16 protein-coding genes and 1 pseudogene are annotated in these 17,757 nt (G+C 71.3%); 8 read left to right on the forward strand and 9 right to left on the reverse strand.

Annotated elements, in window-relative coordinates; translation table 11 throughout:
* Positions 1–45 precede the first annotated feature (45 nt).
* Together OH735_RS10430 and OH735_RS10435 are read left to right on the forward strand one after the other, a co-directional pair.
* Positions 46–324, forward strand: coding sequence for a hypothetical protein (locus OH735_RS10430; protein WP_406381098.1), 279 nt, complete (start codon positions 46–48; stop codon positions 322–324).
* 12 nt (positions 325–336) lie between these two features.
* Positions 337–816 (forward strand): hypothetical protein, encoded by a 480-nt coding sequence (locus OH735_RS10435; RefSeq protein WP_406381099.1) that lies wholly within the window; start codon positions 337–339, stop codon positions 814–816.
* A gap of 170 nt (positions 817–986) precedes the next feature.
* Here the strand turns inward: OH735_RS10435 and OH735_RS10440 are convergent, their stop codons facing one another.
* Positions 987–1,550, reverse strand: a complete 564-nt coding sequence (locus OH735_RS10440) for a hypothetical protein (protein WP_406381100.1) — start codon at positions 1,548–1,550, stop codon at positions 987–989.
* A 422-nt stretch (positions 1,551–1,972) separates the two neighbouring features.
* On the opposite strand from OH735_RS10440, the gene OH735_RS10445 reads away from it, so the two are divergent.
* Positions 1,973–2,611 carry a response regulator gene (locus OH735_RS10445; protein WP_406381101.1) on the forward strand — a complete coding sequence of 213 codons (639 nt, stop codon included), beginning with the start codon at positions 1,973–1,975 and terminating at the stop codon, positions 2,609–2,611.
* 18 nt (positions 2,612–2,629) lie between these two features.
* Here OH735_RS10445 and OH735_RS10450 read toward each other — a convergent pair.
* The 3 genes and pseudogenes from OH735_RS10450 to OH735_RS10460 form a co-directional block, all read right to left on the reverse strand.
* Positions 2,630–3,397 (reverse strand): annotated as a pseudogene (locus OH735_RS10450) (MFS transporter).
* Positions 3,398–3,486: 89 nt separating this feature from the next.
* Complete coding sequence (locus OH735_RS10455; protein ID WP_406386508.1) at positions 3,487–4,707, reverse strand: lipid-transfer protein; 1,221 nt, start codon at positions 4,705–4,707, stop codon at positions 3,487–3,489.
* A gap of 53 nt (positions 4,708–4,760) precedes the next feature.
* Positions 4,761–7,049, reverse strand: a complete 2,289-nt coding sequence (locus OH735_RS10460; RefSeq protein ID WP_406381102.1) for an acyl-CoA dehydrogenase — start codon at positions 7,047–7,049, stop codon at positions 4,761–4,763.
* Between the two features lie 268 nt (positions 7,050–7,317).
* Here OH735_RS10460 and OH735_RS10465 point away from each other — a divergent pair, with 268 nt between their 5' ends.
* The 5 genes from OH735_RS10465 (at position 7,318) to OH735_RS10485 (ending at position 13,387) form a co-directional block, all read left to right on the forward strand.
* Positions 7,318–9,114 (forward strand): MFS transporter, encoded by a 1,797-nt coding sequence (locus tag OH735_RS10465; protein WP_406381103.1) that lies wholly within the window; start codon positions 7,318–7,320, stop codon positions 9,112–9,114.
* Positions 9,115–9,645: 531 nt separating this feature from the next.
* Entirely contained in the window at positions 9,646–10,233 is a 588-nt protein-coding gene (locus tag OH735_RS10470) for a class I SAM-dependent methyltransferase (RefSeq protein WP_406386510.1), read from the forward strand.
* Positions 10,234–10,325: 92 nt separating this feature from the next.
* Entirely contained in the window at positions 10,326–11,255 is a 930-nt protein-coding gene (locus OH735_RS10475; protein ID WP_406381104.1) for an N-acetylmuramoyl-L-alanine amidase, read from the forward strand.
* 190 nt (positions 11,256–11,445) lie between these two features.
* Positions 11,446–12,258: a hypothetical protein gene (locus OH735_RS10480; RefSeq protein ID WP_406381105.1), complete on the forward strand. Its 813-nt coding sequence runs from the start codon at positions 11,446–11,448 to the stop codon at positions 12,256–12,258.
* A gap of 121 nt (positions 12,259–12,379) precedes the next feature.
* Positions 12,380–13,387, forward strand: coding sequence for an LLM class F420-dependent oxidoreductase (locus OH735_RS10485; protein ID WP_406386512.1), 1,008 nt, complete (start codon positions 12,380–12,382; stop codon positions 13,385–13,387).
* Here OH735_RS10485 and OH735_RS10490 read toward each other — a convergent pair.
* The 5 genes from OH735_RS10490 to OH735_RS10510 form a co-directional block, all read right to left on the reverse strand.
* Positions 13,380–13,961: a VOC family protein gene (locus OH735_RS10490; protein ID WP_406381106.1), complete on the reverse strand. Its 582-nt coding sequence runs from the start codon at positions 13,959–13,961 to the stop codon at positions 13,380–13,382. The two genes, OH735_RS10485 and OH735_RS10490, sit on opposite strands and share 8 nt — an antisense overlap.
* Positions 13,958–15,046, reverse strand: coding sequence for a PHP domain-containing protein (locus OH735_RS10495; RefSeq protein WP_406381107.1), 1,089 nt, complete (start codon positions 15,044–15,046; stop codon positions 13,958–13,960). The genes OH735_RS10490 and OH735_RS10495 overlap by 4 nt, the downstream gene beginning before the upstream one ends.
* Before the next feature lie 143 nt (positions 15,047–15,189).
* A complete protein-coding gene (locus OH735_RS10500; protein ID WP_406386514.1) occupies positions 15,190–15,753 on the reverse strand; it encodes a hypothetical protein in 564 nt (187 codons plus the stop codon).
* A gap of 161 nt (positions 15,754–15,914) precedes the next feature.
* Positions 15,915–16,988: a prenyltransferase gene (locus OH735_RS10505; RefSeq protein ID WP_406381108.1), complete on the reverse strand. Its 1,074-nt coding sequence runs from the start codon at positions 16,986–16,988 to the stop codon at positions 15,915–15,917.
* Positions 16,985–17,740, reverse strand: coding sequence for a class I SAM-dependent methyltransferase (locus OH735_RS10510; RefSeq protein WP_406381109.1), 756 nt, complete (start codon positions 17,738–17,740; stop codon positions 16,985–16,987). Before OH735_RS10510 ends, OH735_RS10505 begins: the two co-directional genes overlap by 4 nt.
* Positions 17,741–17,757 lie beyond the last annotated feature (17 nt).

The following is a 17,757-nucleotide window of genomic DNA, read 5'->3' on the forward strand; positions in this document are numbered from 1 at the left end:
GGAAAGGGCTGTGTGACAGCAGAGGACTGCGTGACAGGAGTGGACATGCCCAGGGAGCGGACGGACCCGGGGACGGATGCCCGCGCGGGTACGTGGCGGGACCGGCGCAGGTGCCGCGACGACCAGCGCCCGGGACCGCCCGGACCGTACACCCTGCTGCCCTGGCTGCTGATGGGCACGGGCACCTTCTCCAACCTCTTCCAGGGAGAGGCCCCGAACCCCTGGCTCGGCGTCCTCGGGCTGCTCACCTTCAACTACCTCTACATCTCTGTGGTGTTCCGCGGCTTCGACAAGGAGAAGCGCGAAAGCCCGGTCACCTACTGACTGCTCGCCGCGATGGCCACCGTGACGTTCGCGCTGGCGATCGGCTACGGCGGCAGCTGGCTGCTGTTCTTCCCGCTGCTCTCGCTGGCCTGCGGCACCGTCCTGCGCCACCGGCAGCTCGCCGCCGAGCTGCTCTCGCTGGCCGTGGTCGCCACCCTCGCCGCGGTGTGGCGCGGCAACGGCGGTCCGAGCGGGGACCCGCGGGTCGGACTGCAGCGCCTGGACTCACGCTTCGCGGCCTACCGCGACGCCCTCGGCCTCGACCCAGCCCTGGAGTTCCACTCCCTCCGGCTCGGAGACCCTCCGTCGCCGCTGCCCGGACCCGTCGCCAGTCTCGTGCGCGCCTACCTGGCTGAACAGCCCCGGCTCGCCCGCGCCAGCAGCCGCAGCACGGCCTGGCTGTTCCCCGGCCGGCAGCCCGGGCATCCGATGGACCCGACCAGCCTTGGCGGAACCTGGAGCCGATACGCCCCTGGCGACCACAGCCAGTGATCGCTACAGGTCGCCGGTTGCGCCCGTCTCCATGAAGCGGACAACGCAGCGACGGATGTGATCAAGGAACTCGCCTTCGTGCATTAACGGGCGCCCCGAACGCGGCCTCGACTGGTGAGCTGGCGTATTCGGGCGTATCTCCTCCACCCCACGTCATGAGTCACACCACGTCAGGCCGTGGACTGGCCGTTGACGCGGTACTCCTCGGAGGGCATCGAGTCCCATTCAGTATTCGCGCCGTCGCGCGTCACCATGAACAACGGACGCGATCGGAGGACCTGCCCGACTAGTTGCCCGCGCATCACGACCCCGGAATCATCCGGTCCTGCGTAGCCCTCGGGCGTGTAGCGAAAGTGCACGTCCATTGCCTCGGCATACGCGATTGCGTCGCTCTCCAGCTCCGACAGGTCTCTCCCGACCAGCGGGAGTCCGTCGTACGCGACCTGGGGACCGTGCACGGCGTCGGCAGCGATGCAGAACAGCCCCACAACTTGGCTCACATAGGCCGTGACGGCAGGCGGTGAAGGAGCCACCCCGCGACGGTGGACTTCGACCTTCCAAGTCGGCGAGAAGATCGCGTGGTCCCGCGCACAATCGCTGACCTTCGTCTGGCCGAGTATCTCAGCCGCCTCGACCACTTCGTCGACGGTCATACCAAACCGGAGCGGTCCGACGCCGACAGCCGGCGAATAGGACCACTCGTCCCGTTCGGCGACTCCGGTCTTGAACGCCATAGTCGCTCCTCTAGAGACACCTGAGACTTGCCGCTGCCCATCATGTCAATCGCCGACCAGCAGACTGCCGGGTGCCGCCGAGTTCGCGCAGATCACTCCGCGCGAGCCCCATCTGGGCTCGGCCGCGAATACGCGACACCTGAACATGCGAGCTCACCAGTCCCGAGGCCGGTCACCGCCCTGCTGGCGGCTCTGCCGTCCTTGATCACGGAGGAGGAGCGGATGGCCGTGGACGGCAGTGATCCGCACTGCTCCTGCGTGGTGGACCTCATGTACTGGTGAGAGAAGTACTGGTGAGAGAAGTTCGAAGAGCAGCTGGTACGGATCACGCGGGCGGCGGCAGGACGAGTCGCCGTCCGGTGGCCCGGCTGCCGTGACGCGGCGGACGCTCGCGAGGGTGCCCGGTCTGAGACGCTGACCGTATGACTGACATGCCCGGCGGGCGGCCCTCGAAGTGTGTACGTGTCCTCCTCGCCGAGGACCAGCGCATGATGCGCGGTGCGCTGGCCCTGCTGCTCGGTCTGGAGCCGGACATCGAGGTCGTCGCGCAGGTGGCCGCCGGGGACGAGATCGTGAACGCCGCCCTGCTGTCCCGCCCCGATGTGGCACTGCTGGACATCGAGCTCCCGGGCCGCAGCGGTCTGGACGCCGCCGCCGAGCTGCGCGAGGAGGTGCCGGACTGCCGGGTCCTGATCCTCACCACGTTCGGCCGGCCCGGCCATCTGCGCCGGGCCATGGAGGCCGGGGCTGCGGGATTTCTGGTCAAGGACGGTCCCGTCGAGGAACTCGCCACCGCGATCCGCCGGGTACTCAGGGGCGAGACGGTGATCGACCCGGCATTGGCTGCCGCCGCGCTCAGTGCCGGGCCGAGTCCGCTGACCGCGCGGGAGCGGGACGCGCTGAACGCCTCGGTGGACGGGGCGACGGTCGCCGACATCGCGGCGAAGCTGCATCTGTCCGAGTCGACTGTGCGCAACCATCTGTCGTCCGCGATCGGCAAGACGGGGACGCGCAACCGGATGGAGGCGGTGCGGGCGGCTCAACAGCAGGGCTGGCTGTAGGCGACGCTTCGCGGGCCTTTAGTGCTGAGCGGACCGGTGGCGCGGCAGCCAGAGCGCCATCAGCAGCAGTCCGCCCAGCAGTACCGTGCCGGCTGTCCGGAACGCCAGCGCTTACCCGGCCGTGAGCTCCTCGGGCCCGGTGCCGCCCGCGGTGCGTGCGGCGGCGACGGTGGAGAGCACGGCGAGACCGAGCGCACCGCCCATCGTGCGGGAGGTGTTGACGAGGCCGGAGACCAGACCGGCCTCACCGTGGGCCGCCCCCGTGATGGCGAGGGAGGCGAGCGGGGTGGGTGCCAGGCCCGCACCGGCCATCATCAGAACGCCGGGCAGACAGACCGAGGTGAGGTACGAGCCGTCGGCACCCATCGTGGACTGCCAGCCGAAACCCGCGGCGGCGACGGTCGTACCGATGAGCGCCAGGCTCTTCGCGCCGACCCCGGCCAGCAGCTGCCAGCCCTCCTGGGCGAGCCCGCCGGCCAGGGAGGCCGCGGTGAACAGGCCGAGGCCTATGAGGAACATCCGCTTGCGGCCGTAGATGTCGGCGGCGCGCCCGCCGAGCAGCATGAATCCGGCGAACGCGATCGAGTAGGCGTTGAGCACCCATTGCAGTCCGGCCGTGCTCATCCCGAGGTCAAAACGCATGGACGGCAGGGCGACATTGACGACGGATACATCGAGCACGACGAGGAACTGTCCGACACAGGCGGCGAGCACCGCCGCCCAGGTGCGGGTCCTGTGCCGTTGTTGCAGGGGCGCGGGCGTCGTGACGTCAACCATGACCGTCATACTCGCAGCCGCCCTGCGCCCCGTACATCGGCATTCGGGCCGACCCGGGCCCGTCCGGCGACGTAGCACGATGCGCACTGATCTCCGCGCTAACGCCGCAGCAACGTCACCACCGCCGCTCCACCGAGGCCGATGTTGTGGGCCAGACCGACCCGGGCGTCCTTCACCTGCCGGCCCTGCGCCTCGCCCCTGAGCTGCCAGGTCAGTTCCGCGGCCTGGGCGATTCCGGTGGCGCCGAGCGGATGCCCCTTGGAGATCAGCCCGCCGGACGGGTTGACCACCCACCGGCCGCCGTACGTGGTGGCCCCCGACTCGACGAGCTTGCCGGACTCCCCCTCGCCGCACAGGCCCAGCGCTTCATAGGTGAGGAGTTCGTTGACGGAGAAGCAGTCGTGCAGCTCGATGACGTCGAGGTCGGCGGCCGAGAGCCCGGAGGCCTCGTACACCTGCTGGGCGGCGGCCCGCGACATCGGCTGTCCGACGGCGTCGATGCAGGTCCCGGAGGCGAAGGAGTCGCCGGTGTCGGTGGTCATCGCCTGGGCGACGATCTCGACGGCCCGGTCACCCAGACCGTGCTCCTCGACGAAGCGTTCCGATACGACGACTGCGGCGGCCGCCCCGTCGGAGGTGGGTGAGCACTGGAGTTTGGTCAGCGGGCGGTGGATGGTCTTCGCGGCGAGGATCTCCTCGACCGTGTACGGGTCCTGGAACTGGGCGTACGGGTTGTTCACCGAGTGCCGGTGATTCTTGGCGCCGACCGCGGCGAGCTGCGCCTCGGTCGTCCCGTAGCGCTCCATGTGCTCGCGGGCCGCGTTGCCGAATATCTGGGCGGTGGGCGGGCTCATCTCGAAACCGTGGGCGGCGGCCATGATTCCGTAGTGCCGGGCGACGGGTGAGGTCTTGGCCCAGTCATCAGCGGCTCCGCCGCGGGCGGCGGCACCGCCGTCGGCACCACCGCCCCCGAGCGCGCCGCGCGTCATCTTCTCGAAGCCGAGCGCGAGGACGCAGTCGCTGCCGCCGCCCTCGACGAACTGCCGGGCCATCATCAGCGCGGTGGAGCCGGTGGCGCAGTTGTTGTTGACGTTGTAGACGGGCACTCCGGTCAGTCCGAGTTCGTACACGGCGCGCTGGCCGGCGGTGGACGCCTGGAAGCAGTAGCCGACGACGGCCTGCTGGATCTGCTCGTACGCGAGGGAGGCATCGGCGAGCGCCGCCGTCCCGGCCTCCTTCGCCATGTCCCAGTACTGCCAGTCGCGGGTCTCGGGCTTCTCGAACTTCGTCATTCCGACACCGACGATGTACGCCTTCATGAGCTTCATGGACTTCATTGGCTTCACGGGCTTCATGGGCAAGTCCCTTCAATTCAATCGCGCGGGAGGCCGAGGATGCGCTCGGCGACGACATTGAGCTGAACCTGGGTGGTGCCGCCCGCGATGGTCAGACAGCGGGACATCAGGAAGCCGTGCAGGGCCCGCTCCCCCGCCCCTTCGCCGACCGCGCCGGCCGGGCCGAGGAGTTCGAGGGCCAGTTCGGCGACCTTCTGCTGGTGGACGGTCTGGACGAGTTTGCGTACGGAGGCTCCCGCGCCCGGTTCGAGTCCCGAGACCTGTTGCAGGGTGGTCCGCAGTCCGATGCAGGCGAGCGCGTGGGCCTCGGCGGCGAGTGCTCCGATCCGGGCCCGGTACGTGCCGTCGAGTTCGCCGGAGCGGTCGATCAGGGCCTCCAGGCCGGTGTCGAAGGTCATCTGGTCGGCCATGTGGACGCGTTCGTTGCCGAGGGTGTTGCGGGCGACCCGCCAGCCGTCGTCGATCTCGCCGACGACGGCGTCGGCGGGCAGCAGGACGTCGTCGAAGTACACCTCGTTGAAGAGACAGTCGCCGGTGATCTCCTTCAGCGGGCGGATGTCGATGCCCTCGGTGTTCTTCATGTCGACGAGGAAGTAGCCGATCCCCCGGTGCTTGGGGGCGTCCGGGTCGGTCCTGGCCAGCAGGATTCCGTGGTCGGCCCACTGGGCGGCGCTCGTCCAGACCTTCTGTCCGTTGATCCGCCAGCCTTCGTCGGTCCGCTCCGCCCTCGTCCGGAGCGAGGCGAGGTCGGAGCCCGCGCCGGGCTCGGAGAACAGCTGGCACCAGAGGAGCTCGCCGCGCAGGGTGGGCAGCAGATAGCGGTCCTGCTGCGCTGCCGTGCCGTGGGCGATGAGCGAGGGGACGACCCAGGTGGCGATCCCGAGATCGCTCAGCTTCACGCCCTGTTCCTTCAACTCCTGCTGTACCGCCAGTTGTTGGACGGGGCCGGCGCCCAGTCCGTAGGGGGCGGGGAGGTACGGGGCGGCGTAGCCGGTCGGCGCGAGCGCGCGGCGGGCGGCCTTCGGGTCGAGACCGCGGGCGACGGCCACGGCCTCGCGCGCCTCGGCCCGGTACGCCGCGGCCCCGGCGGGAAGTTCGAGGGCGAGTTCGCGGCGTGCCCCGCCCTCGGCCAGCCGGACCGCCCGCAGCCGGTGGGCGTCACCGGCCCCCAGCAGCTGCCGGGCCACCAGCGCCCGGCGCAGGTACAGGTGGGCGTCGTGCTCCCAGGTGAAGCCGATGCCGCCGAGGATCTGGATGCAGTCCTTGGCGCAGCCGTACGCGGCGTCGAGGGCGTCCGACGCGGCGAGGGCGGCGACCATGGAGCGTATGTCCGGGACCTCCTCCCCTTCGGCGGCGCGGGCCGCGTCCCACACCAGCGCACGGGCCCGCTCGACCCGTACGAGCATGTCGGCGCAGAGGTGCTTGATGCCCTGGAACTGCCCGATGGGGCGGCCGAACTGCTCGCGGACCTTGGCGTGTTCGGTTGCGGTGCGCAGCGCCTTGGCCGCGGTTCCGCACGCTTCGGCGGAGAGGAGGACGGCGGCGAGGTCGCGGACGCGCGCGGTGTCGGTCCGTACGACGCGTTCCGCGGGGACGAGTACGCCCGCGGCGCGGATCTCGGCCGTGGGGCGGGTCGGGTCGGCGCTGCGGTGCGGGCGGGCGGTCAGCCCTTCGGCGTCGGCGTCGACGGCGAACCAGAGGGTGCCGGTGGCCGATTCGGCGGAGAGCAGGAGGAGGTCGGCGTCGGCGCCGGAGAGGACGGGTGGGGCGGTGCCGTCGAGCAGATGGCCGTCGCCGTGCTCGACGGCGGTGAGGGTGCCGGGGCCGAGCGCGACGGCGCCGACGCGTGCGCCGGCGGCGAGGCCGCGGATCAGGTCACGCACCGGCCCACCCACCGGTCCGCTTGCCGATTCGCGTACGGGTACATGTACCGGTTCGCCTGCCGGCTCGGGTACTGGTTCGCGCGCCGGTTCTCTCGTCGGTTCACCCGCGCCCGCCGCGTGCAGTACTGCGGAGGCGAGGACGCTCGCGAGATATGGGCCGGGAAGCGCGGCCCGGCCCGCCTCTTCCAGGACCACGGCCAGATCGAGGAGTTGGCCGCCCCCGCCCCCGTACTCCTCGGGCAGATGGATGGCGAGGAGACCCTGTTCGGCGAGCCCGTCCCAGTACCCGGGGCGCACGCCGGGGGCCCCGGGGGCGTCCGCGTCGAGGAGCTTGCGTATCTCCTCCGGCGGTACGGCGCGCGTCAGCCACCCCCGTACGGCCTGCGCCAACTCCCTCTGCTCTTCGGTGATTCCGATGCCCATGCGGATCCTCGCCGGTCGCAGCCACTGGAACGGCGCAAGAGTAGAACACGTTCCATTCTGACGGAAGGTCAGATTGCGATCGGATCGGCGCGCGCTCCGGTCCGAGTGCACGGTTGCGCCCCCATTCGTACCGCGTTCACCGGAATACCACGGACAGGTGGAAGGTTCACCGTGCACACACTTGGCGGTCGGTGCTGCCCGCCCAGGACCCGCGCGCCCGTACCCGCCCTCGACAGACCCTCGATCACGCCGCCCGGAGGCCACACGTATGCCACAGACGACGAACGGACAGCACGCCGGGGAACTCCCCGATCCGCGGCCGCGCAGAGCGGGCGGCGGGGTCGTCCCCGTGCTCGCCTTCGCGGGCATCACCGTCGCGGTGATGCAGACCCTGCTCGTCCCCGTCATCAAGGATCTGCCCGCCCTTCTGCACACCGATCCGTCCAACGCCACCTGGGTGATGACCGCGACCCTGCTGGCGGGGGCCGTCTCGACACCGATCATGGGGCGGCTCGGCGATCTCTACGGCAAGCGGAAGATGCTGCTCGCCAGTCTCGCCGTGATGGTGCTCGGTTCGCTGATATGCGCCTTCACCGACGATCTCGTCGTCATGATCGTGGGGCGCGCGCTCCAGGGCTTCGCCATGGGCGCCATCCCGCTGGGCATCGGCATCATGCGTGACGAGCTGCCGCGCGAGAAACTCGGCTCGGCGATGGCGCTGATGAGTTCGTCGATCGGGGTGGGCGGCGGACTCGCCCTGCCCGCCGCCGCGTTGGTCGCCCAGCACTCCGACTGGCACACCCTGTTCTTCGGCTCGGCCGGTCTCGGTGTGCTGTCGATGGCGCTCACCGTCCTCGTCGTCCCCGAGACCACGCTGCGCGCCCCCGGCCGCTTCGATCTCACCGGCGCACTCGGGCTCTCGCTCGGGCTGGTCTGTCTGCTGCTGCCCATCACCAAGGGCAGCGACTGGGGCTGGACCTCGGGAACCACGCTCGGTCTGATCGCCGCCGCCCTGGTGATTCTCTTCCTGTGGGGCCTCTTCGAGCTGCGCAGCCCGGCGCCGCTGGTCGATCTGCGGACCACCGCCCGGCGCGAGGTGCTGCTCACCAACCTCGCCTCGATCATGGTCGGGGTCGCCTTCTACGCCGTGTCCCTGGTCCTGCCGCAGCTGCTCCAGCTGCCGACGTCGACGGGGTACGGACTCGGCCGGTCGATGGTGGTCGCGGGGCTGTGCGTGGCGCCGCTCGGTCTGACGATGATGTTCGTCGCCCCGCTGTACGCCCGGCTGTCCGCCCGCCGGGGCCCCAAGGTGTCGCTGATGGTCGGCATGCTGATCATCGCGATCGGTTACGGGGCGGGGCTCGGGCTGATGAGTGCCCCGTGGCAGACCGTGGTGATCGCGGTGATGCTCGGGGCCGGCATCGGACTCGCGTACTCCTCGCTGCCCGCGCTGATCATCGGGGCCGTCGATCCGTCCGAGACGGGTGCGGCGACCGGCCTGAACACCCTGATGCGGTCGATCGGTACGTCGGTGTCGAGCGCCGTGATCGGCATGGTGCTGGCGAACACCTCGGTGCGGACGGGCGGGGTGCCGCTGCCGTCGATGGAGGGTTTCCGGATCTCGTTCGGGATCGCGGCGGGCGCGGTGGTGGTCGGGCTGGTACTGGCCGCGTTCCTGCCGTCGCAGCGTGACGCGATGCGCCCCGCGCTGCTGGCGAGCAGCGACGACGACGCGTCGGCCCCCGCACTCTCTGCGTCCCACCCCGTGACCGGTTCGGGCGGCTTCCGCGGCCGGGTGCTGGACACGGACGGTACGCCGGTGGCCCGCGCCAACGTCACGCTGATCGACCACCGGGGTCGGCAGGCCGGGCTCACCGTGGCGGACGAGGACGGCCACTACATGCTGGCCGCCCCGTCCGGCGGCGCCTACGTGCTGGCCGGGTCGGCCGCCGGATACGCGCCGCGCGCCTACCCGGCGGCCTACCCCGGCGACGATCTGCCGGTCGACGCCGATCTGGTGCTGGCGGTCAGCGCACCGGAGCGTCGAACCGCGGTGTCGTCGTGAGCAGATGAGAGACGTCCGACCCGGCCGGCAGCTCCTGCGGCCGCGCGCCGCAGGTGAACAGCCGGGCGGGGCGGGCGGCCCTGCACCCGGGCCTGGCGGCCGCTGACCCGCAGCCATGACCCTTCGCAGCCCCGCCGGGGACTCCCCGACCCGGGCTCACCCCACGTACGCCCCCGCCGATGCCGTGACACTGTTGGCGAATCCTGGGTGCGAGCGTGAAGTTCTGAGCCGGAGTAAGCGGTGAAGACCGTGGCTTCCTCGGCAACCCGGATCAGGTTCCCTTGTTTCTCCGCCCGCACCTGGCAACCGTCTCCCGCTCCTCCAGCACACCCATGTCCGAAGCGACCGGCCGCCTCCACGTCGTCCAGGACGCCCCGCCGATCCCGTCGGCGGGGGCGTACGGCACGATGGGGCGCCGTCGAAACGCGTGCCCCGTAGAACCGTCCCCACCAGGAGGAACCCGTGCCCGTCGAGTCCGTCGTCGAGCCCGAGCCCGAGATTCTCGCCGCCTTCCAGGCCGCCAAGGGCTTCATGCCGGTGGTCGAGGGGATCGCGCTGTACCGGGCCGCCGTCGAGGCCGCCGCGCTGGGGCTGCCCGTGCTCGAGGTCGGGACGTACTGCGGGCGCTCCACCATCCTGCTCGCCGACGCCGCGCGGGCGGCCGGTGTGACGGCTCTCACCGTCGACCACCACCGCGGCAGCGAGGAGCAGCAGCCCGGCTGGGAGTACCACGACCCGACCGTGGTGGACCCGGAGGTCGGCCGGATGGACACGTTGCCGACGTTCCGCAGGACCCTGCACGCGGCGGGCCTCGAAGACCATGTCGTGGCACTGGTCGGACGGTCTCCTCAGGTCGCGGCCGTATGGGGCGGGAAGCTCGGCCTGGTCTTCATCGACGGCGGTCACACCGACGAGCATGCGAACGGTGACTACGAGGGCTGGGCACCGCATGTCGCGCAGGGCGGGCTGCTGGTGATCCACGATGTGTTCCCGGACCCCGCGCACGGGGGCCAGGCCCCGTACCGGGTCTATCTGCGGGCGCTGGCCTCCGGTGCGTTCGCCGAGGTCTCGGTGACGGATTCGCTGCGGGTGCTGCGGCGTACCGGAACGGGGATCTGAACCGGTCGGGTACGGGAACGGGGCCCGGGTACGGGCGCCCGGGTACGGGCGCCCGGGCCGGTCGGCCGAGGGCGCCCCGATAGCATCGCGGGGTGCCGTACGACGAGAGCGTTCCCCCCACCCAGCGCCACCGGCCCCTTCTCGCCGCCGCCGCGCTCGCAGCCGTGTGCCTGACCGCCGTGGGCTGCGGCGCGGGCGATGACGGCGGCGGGGCGCAGGCCCGGCCCCGGCAGGGCGGCAGTGGTACCTCGGCCGCGCCGTCGAAGAGCGCTCCGGCGCCGGGGAAGACGTCCGCCTCCCCCGGCCCGTCCGCGAAGCCCTCGAAGTCCACGAACGGCCGGGCCTCCGGGCCGCTGTCCGGGAAGACCGTCGTCATCGACCCCGGGCACAACCCGAACAATTATCTGCACACCCGCGAGATCAACCGCCAGGTGGACATCGGCACCACGCACAAGGAGTGCGACACCACTGGGACGTCGACCAACTCCGGTTACGCGGAAGCCCGGTTCACCCTCGACGTGTCGCACCGGCTGCGCACGCTCCTGCGGGCGCAGGGCGCGAACGTGGTGCTGACGCAGGACGACGACCGCCCGTACGGGCCGTGTGTCGACGAGCGTGCCCGGATCGGCAACGAGGCCGGGGCCGACGCGGTGGTGTCGGTGCACGCGGACGGTTCCGCGGTCGGCAACCGCGGCTTCCATGTGATCCTTCCCGGGCTGGTACGGGGCGGGAAGGCGGACACGTCGAAGATCGTCGAACCGTCGCGCGATCTCGGCACCCGGATCGCCGGTCTCTTCGTCCGCGATACCGGAAGTGCGCCTTCCAATTACGTCGGCGGCAATAGCGGGTTGGACATCCGCAAGGATCTGGGCGGACTGAATTTGTCGACCGTGCCCAAAGTGTTCATCGAATGCGGCAATATGCGTGATCCGAAGGATGCCGCCCTGCTCACCAGCGAGAGCTGGCGCCAGAAGGCGGCGCAAGGCATTGCCGATGGCATCAGCAGCTACCTGAAGGGGTAGAACGAGGGCGTTCCGAGGCGAAATTGGGGGGAAGTGCGTCCAGCGATCGGGCAGGGGCACAACCCGCCCAATCAGACGATAGATTCATCCGTACGATGGGAGCCGCTCCCGAGCTTCGTGTGTGCCCGCCGTACCCGTACAGGCGGCAGCGACGACCGCCCCGACGAGACGACCGACTAAGGACCTTCACGTGAATATCCGCTCCCTCACTCGAGGCGACGGCGTGGTGATCGGAGCAGCGGTGGTGCTGTTCATCGCCTCTTTCCTCGACCTCTCCGGCTTCGACTGCCCTGCGGGCCTCAACTGCTCCAGCTACACCGCCCCGAACGCCTGGGACGCCCTCGGGATCCTCATGAGCGTCTTCCTGGCCGGAATCATCGGTGGGGCGCTGGTCGTTGTGGGCCGTTCCATGCCGAACCGTAAGGTCGTCGGCCTCGACCTCGGTCAGTTCGGGGCCGCGTTCTGTGTCTTCGCGCTGTGGACGGCGTTCTGGACGACGATCGACGCCAGCGACGCGGGCGCCGGCATGATCCTCGGCCTGCTCGCGGCCATCGTGCTCGCGGGTGGCGCGGTCGCCACCCCGCTGGTCCCCGCGCTCAAGGCTCCGCTGATGGGCGCCCCGCGCCCGCAGGCCGTGCAGCCGCCGTACGGCGGTCAGCCGCAGCCGGGCCAGGGATACGGCTACCCCGGCGCCCAGCAGCAGCCGTACGGTGCGCAGCCGGGTCAGCAGCAGCCCTACGGTGCGCAGCCGCAGCCCGGTCAGCCGGAGCCGCAGGCGGCTTCGGCGGCCGCTGCGCCGGGCGGTGACTTCACGCCGTTCTGGTTCGCGGTGCCGGTGGCCCGTCCGCTGTACGGGGAGGACGGTTCGCCGTCGCCGATCGCCGAACTGGCGCCCGGCACCTGGTACCTCGCGGTGGAGCAGCGCGGTTCGGCGCTCATCGCCCAGACGCAGGACGGCCGTCGTGGTGTGCTCCAGGACACCACGGGCATCCAGCGCGGCTGAGTCCACGCTCCGCGGTACGAACAGCGGCCTCTCGCCCCTTCCGGGCGGGGGGCCGCTGTCGTACTCTCCGTCCGTGCGTCAGGTGCCTGACGTGGCGTCAGAAATGCTGGGAGGCAGCGGAATGCGGCTCGGACTCGCGCTCGGCTACTGGGGCCGCGGCCCGGACCCCGCCCATCTGGAGCTCGTCCGGGAGGCGGAGGCGCTGGGGTACGCGTCGGTGTGGACGGCGGAGGCCTGGGGCTCCGACGCGTTCACCCCGCTGACCTGGATCGCCGCGCACACCTCCCGTATCCGGCTGGGTACCGGCATCGCTCAGATGGCGGCGCGCACCCCGACCGCGACCGCCATGCACGCCCTCACCCTCGACCATCTCTCCGGCGGCCGGATGATGCTCGGCCTGGGGTTGTCCGGGCCGCAGGTGGTGGAGGGCTGGTACGGGCGGCCGTTCCCGCGGAGCCCGCTGACCGCGACCCGCGAGTACGTCGACGTCATCCGCCAAGTGCTCGCCCGCGAGGCACCCGTGGAGCTGGACGGGCGCTTCCACTCGCATCCGTACAACGGTCCGGACGGCACCGGCCTGGGCAAGCCGCTGAAGCCGATCACCCATCCGCTGCGGGCCCGGCTGCCCGTGCTGCTCGGGGCGGAGGGGCCGAAGAACATCGCGCAGACGACGCGGATCGCCGACGGCTGGCTGCCGTTGTACTGGTCGCCGCTGCGCACCGAGGTGTACGAGGCGTCGCTCACGGACCTGCCCGACGGGTTCATGATCGCGCCGATGGTGCGGGCGCGGGTTTGTGACGATGTGGCCGAGGGACTGCTGCCGGTGAAGGCGATGCTCGGCTTCTACATCGGGGGCATGGGGCACGCGGCCCGGAACTTCCACGCCGACCTGATGGCGCGGATGGGTTTCGAGGAGGCGGCGCGGCGGATCCAGCGGCTCTTCCTCGAAGGGCGCAAGGAGGAGGCGGTGCTGGCCGTGCCGGACGCGTTCGCCGATGAGATCTCGCTCGTCGGTCCGCTTCGACGCATCGCGGAACGGCTGGAGTTGTGGCGCAAGGGACCGGTGACCGACCTGCTGGTGACGGCGCCGGACCCGCACACCTTGCGGGTGCTCGCGGAGCTCAGCTAGCGCCCGGTCTGGCCGGGTCCGTCGGCCAGGTCCGGGTGGCGGCGACCGGGGTGGGGCGTACGCGTCGTCGGGTGGCGGTGCGCTCCCAGGGCTGGGGGTCGGGGTAGGTGAGGAGTTCCAGGGTGCTGCCCCACGGGGTGCGCAGATACGCGAACCGGTTGCGCTCTCCCGCCTCGGGGCCCGGCAGCGGCTGCGCCTCGGCGAGCAGTGAGGCACCCGCGTCGACGCAGTTCCGTACGGCCGCGTCCAGGTCGTCGGCGTAGAGCGCGAGATGCTGCCAGCCGAAGTCGCAGGGCAGCGCCGGGGGTTCACGCCGGGGGCCCTCGAACTCGAACAGCTCGATGCCCGGGCCGTCACCGGGGAGGGCCAGCATCCGGATCGCCAGCTGCCGGGTGCCCGCGGGGACGCCGAGCCGGCGCTCGACGTCCGGTCCGCCGAGCGGCCCGTCGTGGCGGCGCAGGGCGTCGTACAACACCTCGGCGCCGAACGCCCGGACGAGGAAGAGGGTCGCGGTCTCCAGATCCGGGACGGTGACCCCGATGTGGTCGATGCCTCGCACGCTTGTGGCCGTCATGACTTCACCGCTCCTGTCCCGGGGGCTGCGCCGACCGCCCCGTCCACCCCGGAGCGGGCCCGCTCCGGTGTCGTGCCCCCGCGCGCCCAGGCCAGCAGTTCGTCGGCCGGCCAGGTGGTGACGACGCGCTTTGCCGGTACGTGGCACCCCTCGGCGCGGGCGCAGCCGTGGATCTGCCAGTCGAGCTGTCCGGGCGCGTGGGCGTCGGTGTCGATGGCGAACAGGGTGCCCGCGTCGACGGCGCGGCGCAGGAGCCGGCGGGGCGGGTCGAGCCGTTCGGGCCGGCTGTTGATCTCGACCGCCGTGCCCGCCGCCGCGCACGCGGCGAAGACCTCGTCCGCGTCGAAGCGTGATTCCGGGCGGCCCCGGCCGGTGATCAGCCGCCCGGTGCAGTGTCCGAGGATGTTCGCCCGCGGATGGCGGACGGCCGCGAGCAGGCGCCTGGTCATCGGCGCGGGGTCCATCCGCAGCTCGGAGTGTGCGGAGACCACCACGACGTCCAGCCGCTCCAGCAGCTCCTCCTCCTGGTCGAGGGAGCCGTCGGGGAGGATGTCGCACTCGATGCCGGTGAGCAGCCGGAACGGCGCCCAGCCCGCGTTGAGCTCGGCGATCACGTCCAGCTGGTGGCGCAGCCGCTCCGGGGAGAGGCCGTTCGCCACGGTCAGCCGGGGCGAGTGGTCGGTGAGGACCGCCCATTCATGGCCCAGTTCCGCCGCGGTGCGGCCCATCTCCTCGATCGGGCTGCCGCCGTCCGACCAGTCGGAGTGGAGATGGCAGTCGCCTCGCAGCAGGGCGCGGAGGCGCTCGCCGCCCTCGGGAAGCGGGACGGCGGCGGCCTCCTCCTCCAGCCGGTGCAGGTAGCCGGGCACTTCTTGGGCCACCGCCTCGCGGATCACCTGCGCGGTCTTCGGCCCGATGCCCTTGACCGACTCCAGCGAGCCGTCCGCGACCCGCTCTGCGGCCTCGCCGTCCGCCATCGCCACGACGACGGCGGCGGCCGTACGGAACGCCTGGACGCGGTAGGTGTCGGCCCCGCCGCGTTCCAGCAGGAAGGCGATCCGTTTCAGGGCGCGGGCTGGCTCCATCGGCACCTCCACCGGGGCCGCCGGACACAACGGCCTGTCCGTTCCAGCTTGGCTCAGCACCGCCGCGCCCGCACAGCGGACGGGAGACCGGCGCCCGCACGGCAGCCGCACCCTGGTTCGATCAAGGGCCACAACCGCATCGGTTATCCGCCGAGTTGCGCGGTGGTGGGCACCTTGTCCTTGACCTCGGCGCCCGCGCTTTTGCCCGCGTCCTTGATGTTGTTGATCACGCTCTCGAACGCGCCGATGTCGCCTGCGCCCGCCTCGCCCTTGCGGAGTTTGCTGCCGAGCCCCTTGAGCGATTCGATGCCCGCCGTGAGCGGCGCGACCGCCTTCGACAGCAGCGGGTCGCCCTTGGCGTTGGCCGCTGCGGCCTTCAGCCGGTTGTACGCGAAGCCGCCCGCGAGTCCGGCCTTGACGAGGGCGAGCTTCCGCCCGTCCGCGCCCTTCTTGAACGTGCCCGCGCGGTACGGCTTCACGATCCACTGGTACGTCGCACCGGCCGCGAGCCCCGCGTTGGCGACGAACCGGGTCTTGGCGTACTTCTGCGCCTCGGCCGAGGACGTGGCGCTCGGGGACGCGGAGCTGCTCGCGGAGCTGCTCGCGCTGTTCTTGCCCCCGCCGCCGCACGCGGTGGCGCCCACCAGCACGGCGCAGCACAGCAGGAGCGGGACGAGCAGACGGCGGAGCGGTACGGAACCGGTCACGGCGGTACTGGGCACGGCGGTACTGGGCACGGCGGGCCTCCCTGGCCGGACACATCACGACGACCTCTACGGTGAGCGACGAATTCCGGCACTCTCCGTAAGGCTCGCCCGGCCCCGAGTGGCATGCCACTCGGGGCCGCCGTCCGGGTAGACGAGAGGTCCTAGCCGCAGCAGTCCGGTGCCAGTCCGTGCGGCAGGTGTTCGCCACTGAAGACGGCGGTGGTCGCCTCGTCGCCGCCGAGCGCGGCCACGGCGAGCAGCAGCGAACCGGCGGTCCAGGTGGTGAGCTCCTCCGGCCAGAACGCCCGGTTGCCCTCGAAGACGTACCCCGTCCAGTACATGCCGCCTTCGGCGCGCAGGTGCTGGACGGACTGGAGGATCTCCAGCGCCCGGTCGGACTCGCCCATCACCCAGAGTGCCAGGGCGAGTTCGCAGCTTTCGCCGCCGGTCACCCAGGGGTTGGGCAGTACGCAGCGCACCCCGAGGCCGGGGACCACGAAGCGGTCCCAGCCCTCCTCGATCCGCTCCTTGGCTGCCGCTCCGGTGAGCGCGCCGCCGAGGACGGGGTAGTACCAGTCCATCGAGTAGCGGCTCTTGTCGAGGAAGCGTTCCGGGTGGCTGCGGATCGCGTGGGCCAGTGCACCCGTCGCCAACTCCCAGTCGGGCTGCGGCTCTTCGCGTCGTTCGGCGAGGGCGAGTGCGCAGCGCAGCGCCTGGTGGATGGAGGAGCAGCCGGTCAGCAGCGCGTCGTCGACTGGGGTTCCGTCGGCTTCGCGCTTCCAGCCGATCTGCCCGCCGGGCTGCTGGAGCCGCAGCACGAATTCGACGGCGGCGAAGACGGTCGGCCACATCCGGTCGACGAACGCGTCGTCGCCGGTGGCGAGGTAGTGGTGCCAGATGCCGACGGCCACGTACGCGCAGAAGTTGGTCTCCAGCCCGCGGTCGGTCGGCCGTTCCGGGTCGCCGTCGTGGTAGGCGGCGTACCAGGAGCCGTCCTCGTTCTGGTGCCGGGCCAGCCAGTCGTACGCGCGTTCCGCGGCGGCGTGCTCGCCCGCCGCGTCGAGGGCCATGGCGGCCTCGGTGTGGTCCCACGGGTCGAGGTGGTGGCCGCGGAACCAGGGCAGCGCGCCGTCGTCGCACTGGGCGGCGAGGAGTGCGGCGACGGTCTCGGTGGCCTGCTCGGCGGTGAGGACTCCGGGCAGGACGAGGTGCTCGGTCTGCTCGGGAGTGGTCACGCCTCGGCCTTGGAGAGGTCCTCGGCCGCGGCCGCGGGCAGGTGCGGCTTGGTCGCGTACGCCACGAAGCTCTTGCCGACGACGGGGTTGAGCAGCTGCTCGGCGACCCGGGTGGCCATCGGCTTCTTCATGATGTCCCAGACGAGCAGCTTGTGGTACGCGCGGACCGGCAGCGCCTTGTCGTTGTCCACCCCGAACGCGCACTTGAGCCACCAGTACGGCGCGTGCAGGGCATGGGCGTGGTGGGTGCCGTACGGCTTGAGGCCGGCGCCGCGGATCTTGCCGAGCAGTTCGTCGGCCTTGTAGATGCGGATGTGGCCGCCCTCGACCTCGTGGTACGCGTCGGAGAGCGCCCAGCAGACCTTCTCGGGGCCGTAGCGCGGCACGGTGATCGCGATCCGGCCGCCGGGCCTGAGGACCCGGACCATCTCGGCGAGCACGCCCTTGTCGTCGGGGATGTGCTCCATCACCTCGGAGATGATCACGACGTCGAAGGACTCGTCGGGGAACGGCAGGTTGAGCGCGTCGCCCTCCATCGCGGTGGCGGTGGCGCCCTCCGGGGCCTCTCCGGCCTCCTTCATCGCGGCGAACCACTTCGCGACCTCGCGGATCTCCTCGCCGTTCTGGTCGAGGGCCACGACCTGGGCGCCGCGCCGGTAGCACTCGAAGGCGTGGCGTCCGGCGCCGCAGCCCAGGTCGAGCACCCGGTCACCTGCGGCGAGCGGGAAGCGGGTGAAGTCCACGGTCAGCACGAATGCCTGCTTTCGCG

This window comes from Streptomyces sp. NBC_01618 (assembly GCF_045209435.1).
Taxonomy (GTDB): domain Bacteria; phylum Actinomycetota; class Actinomycetes; order Streptomycetales; family Streptomycetaceae; genus Streptomyces.

Bases quoted from the DNA above. Each gene is read 5' to 3' on its own strand.
- OH735_RS10430 (WP_406381098.1), top strand. From the start codon at position 46: ATGCCCAGGGAGCGGACGGACCCGGGGACGGATGCCCGCGCGGGTACG.
- OH735_RS10435 (WP_406381099.1), top strand. From the start codon at position 337: ATGGCCACCGTGACGTTCGCGCTGGCGATCGGCTACGGCGGCAGCTGG.
- OH735_RS10440 (WP_406381100.1), bottom strand. From the start codon at position 1,550: ATGGCGTTCAAGACCGGAGTCGCCGAACGGGACGAGTGGTCCTATTCG.
- OH735_RS10445 (WP_406381101.1), top strand. From the start codon at position 1,973: ATGACTGACATGCCCGGCGGGCGGCCCTCGAAGTGTGTACGTGTCCTC.
- OH735_RS10455 (WP_406386508.1), bottom strand. From the start codon at position 4,707: ATGAAGGCGTACATCGTCGGTGTCGGAATGACGAAGTTCGAGAAGCCC.
- OH735_RS10460 (WP_406381102.1), bottom strand. From the start codon at position 7,049: ATGGGCATCGGAATCACCGAAGAGCAGAGGGAGTTGGCGCAGGCCGTA.
- OH735_RS10465 (WP_406381103.1), top strand. From the start codon at position 7,318: ATGCCACAGACGACGAACGGACAGCACGCCGGGGAACTCCCCGATCCG.
- OH735_RS10470 (WP_406386510.1), top strand. From the start codon at position 9,646: ATGCCGGTGGTCGAGGGGATCGCGCTGTACCGGGCCGCCGTCGAGGCC.
- OH735_RS10485 (WP_406386512.1), top strand. From the start codon at position 12,380: ATGCGGCTCGGACTCGCGCTCGGCTACTGGGGCCGCGGCCCGGACCCC.
- OH735_RS10490 (WP_406381106.1), bottom strand. From the start codon at position 13,961: ATGACGGCCACAAGCGTGCGAGGCATCGACCACATCGGGGTCACCGTC.
- OH735_RS10495 (WP_406381107.1), bottom strand. From the start codon at position 15,046: ATGGAGCCAGCCCGCGCCCTGAAACGGATCGCCTTCCTGCTGGAACGC.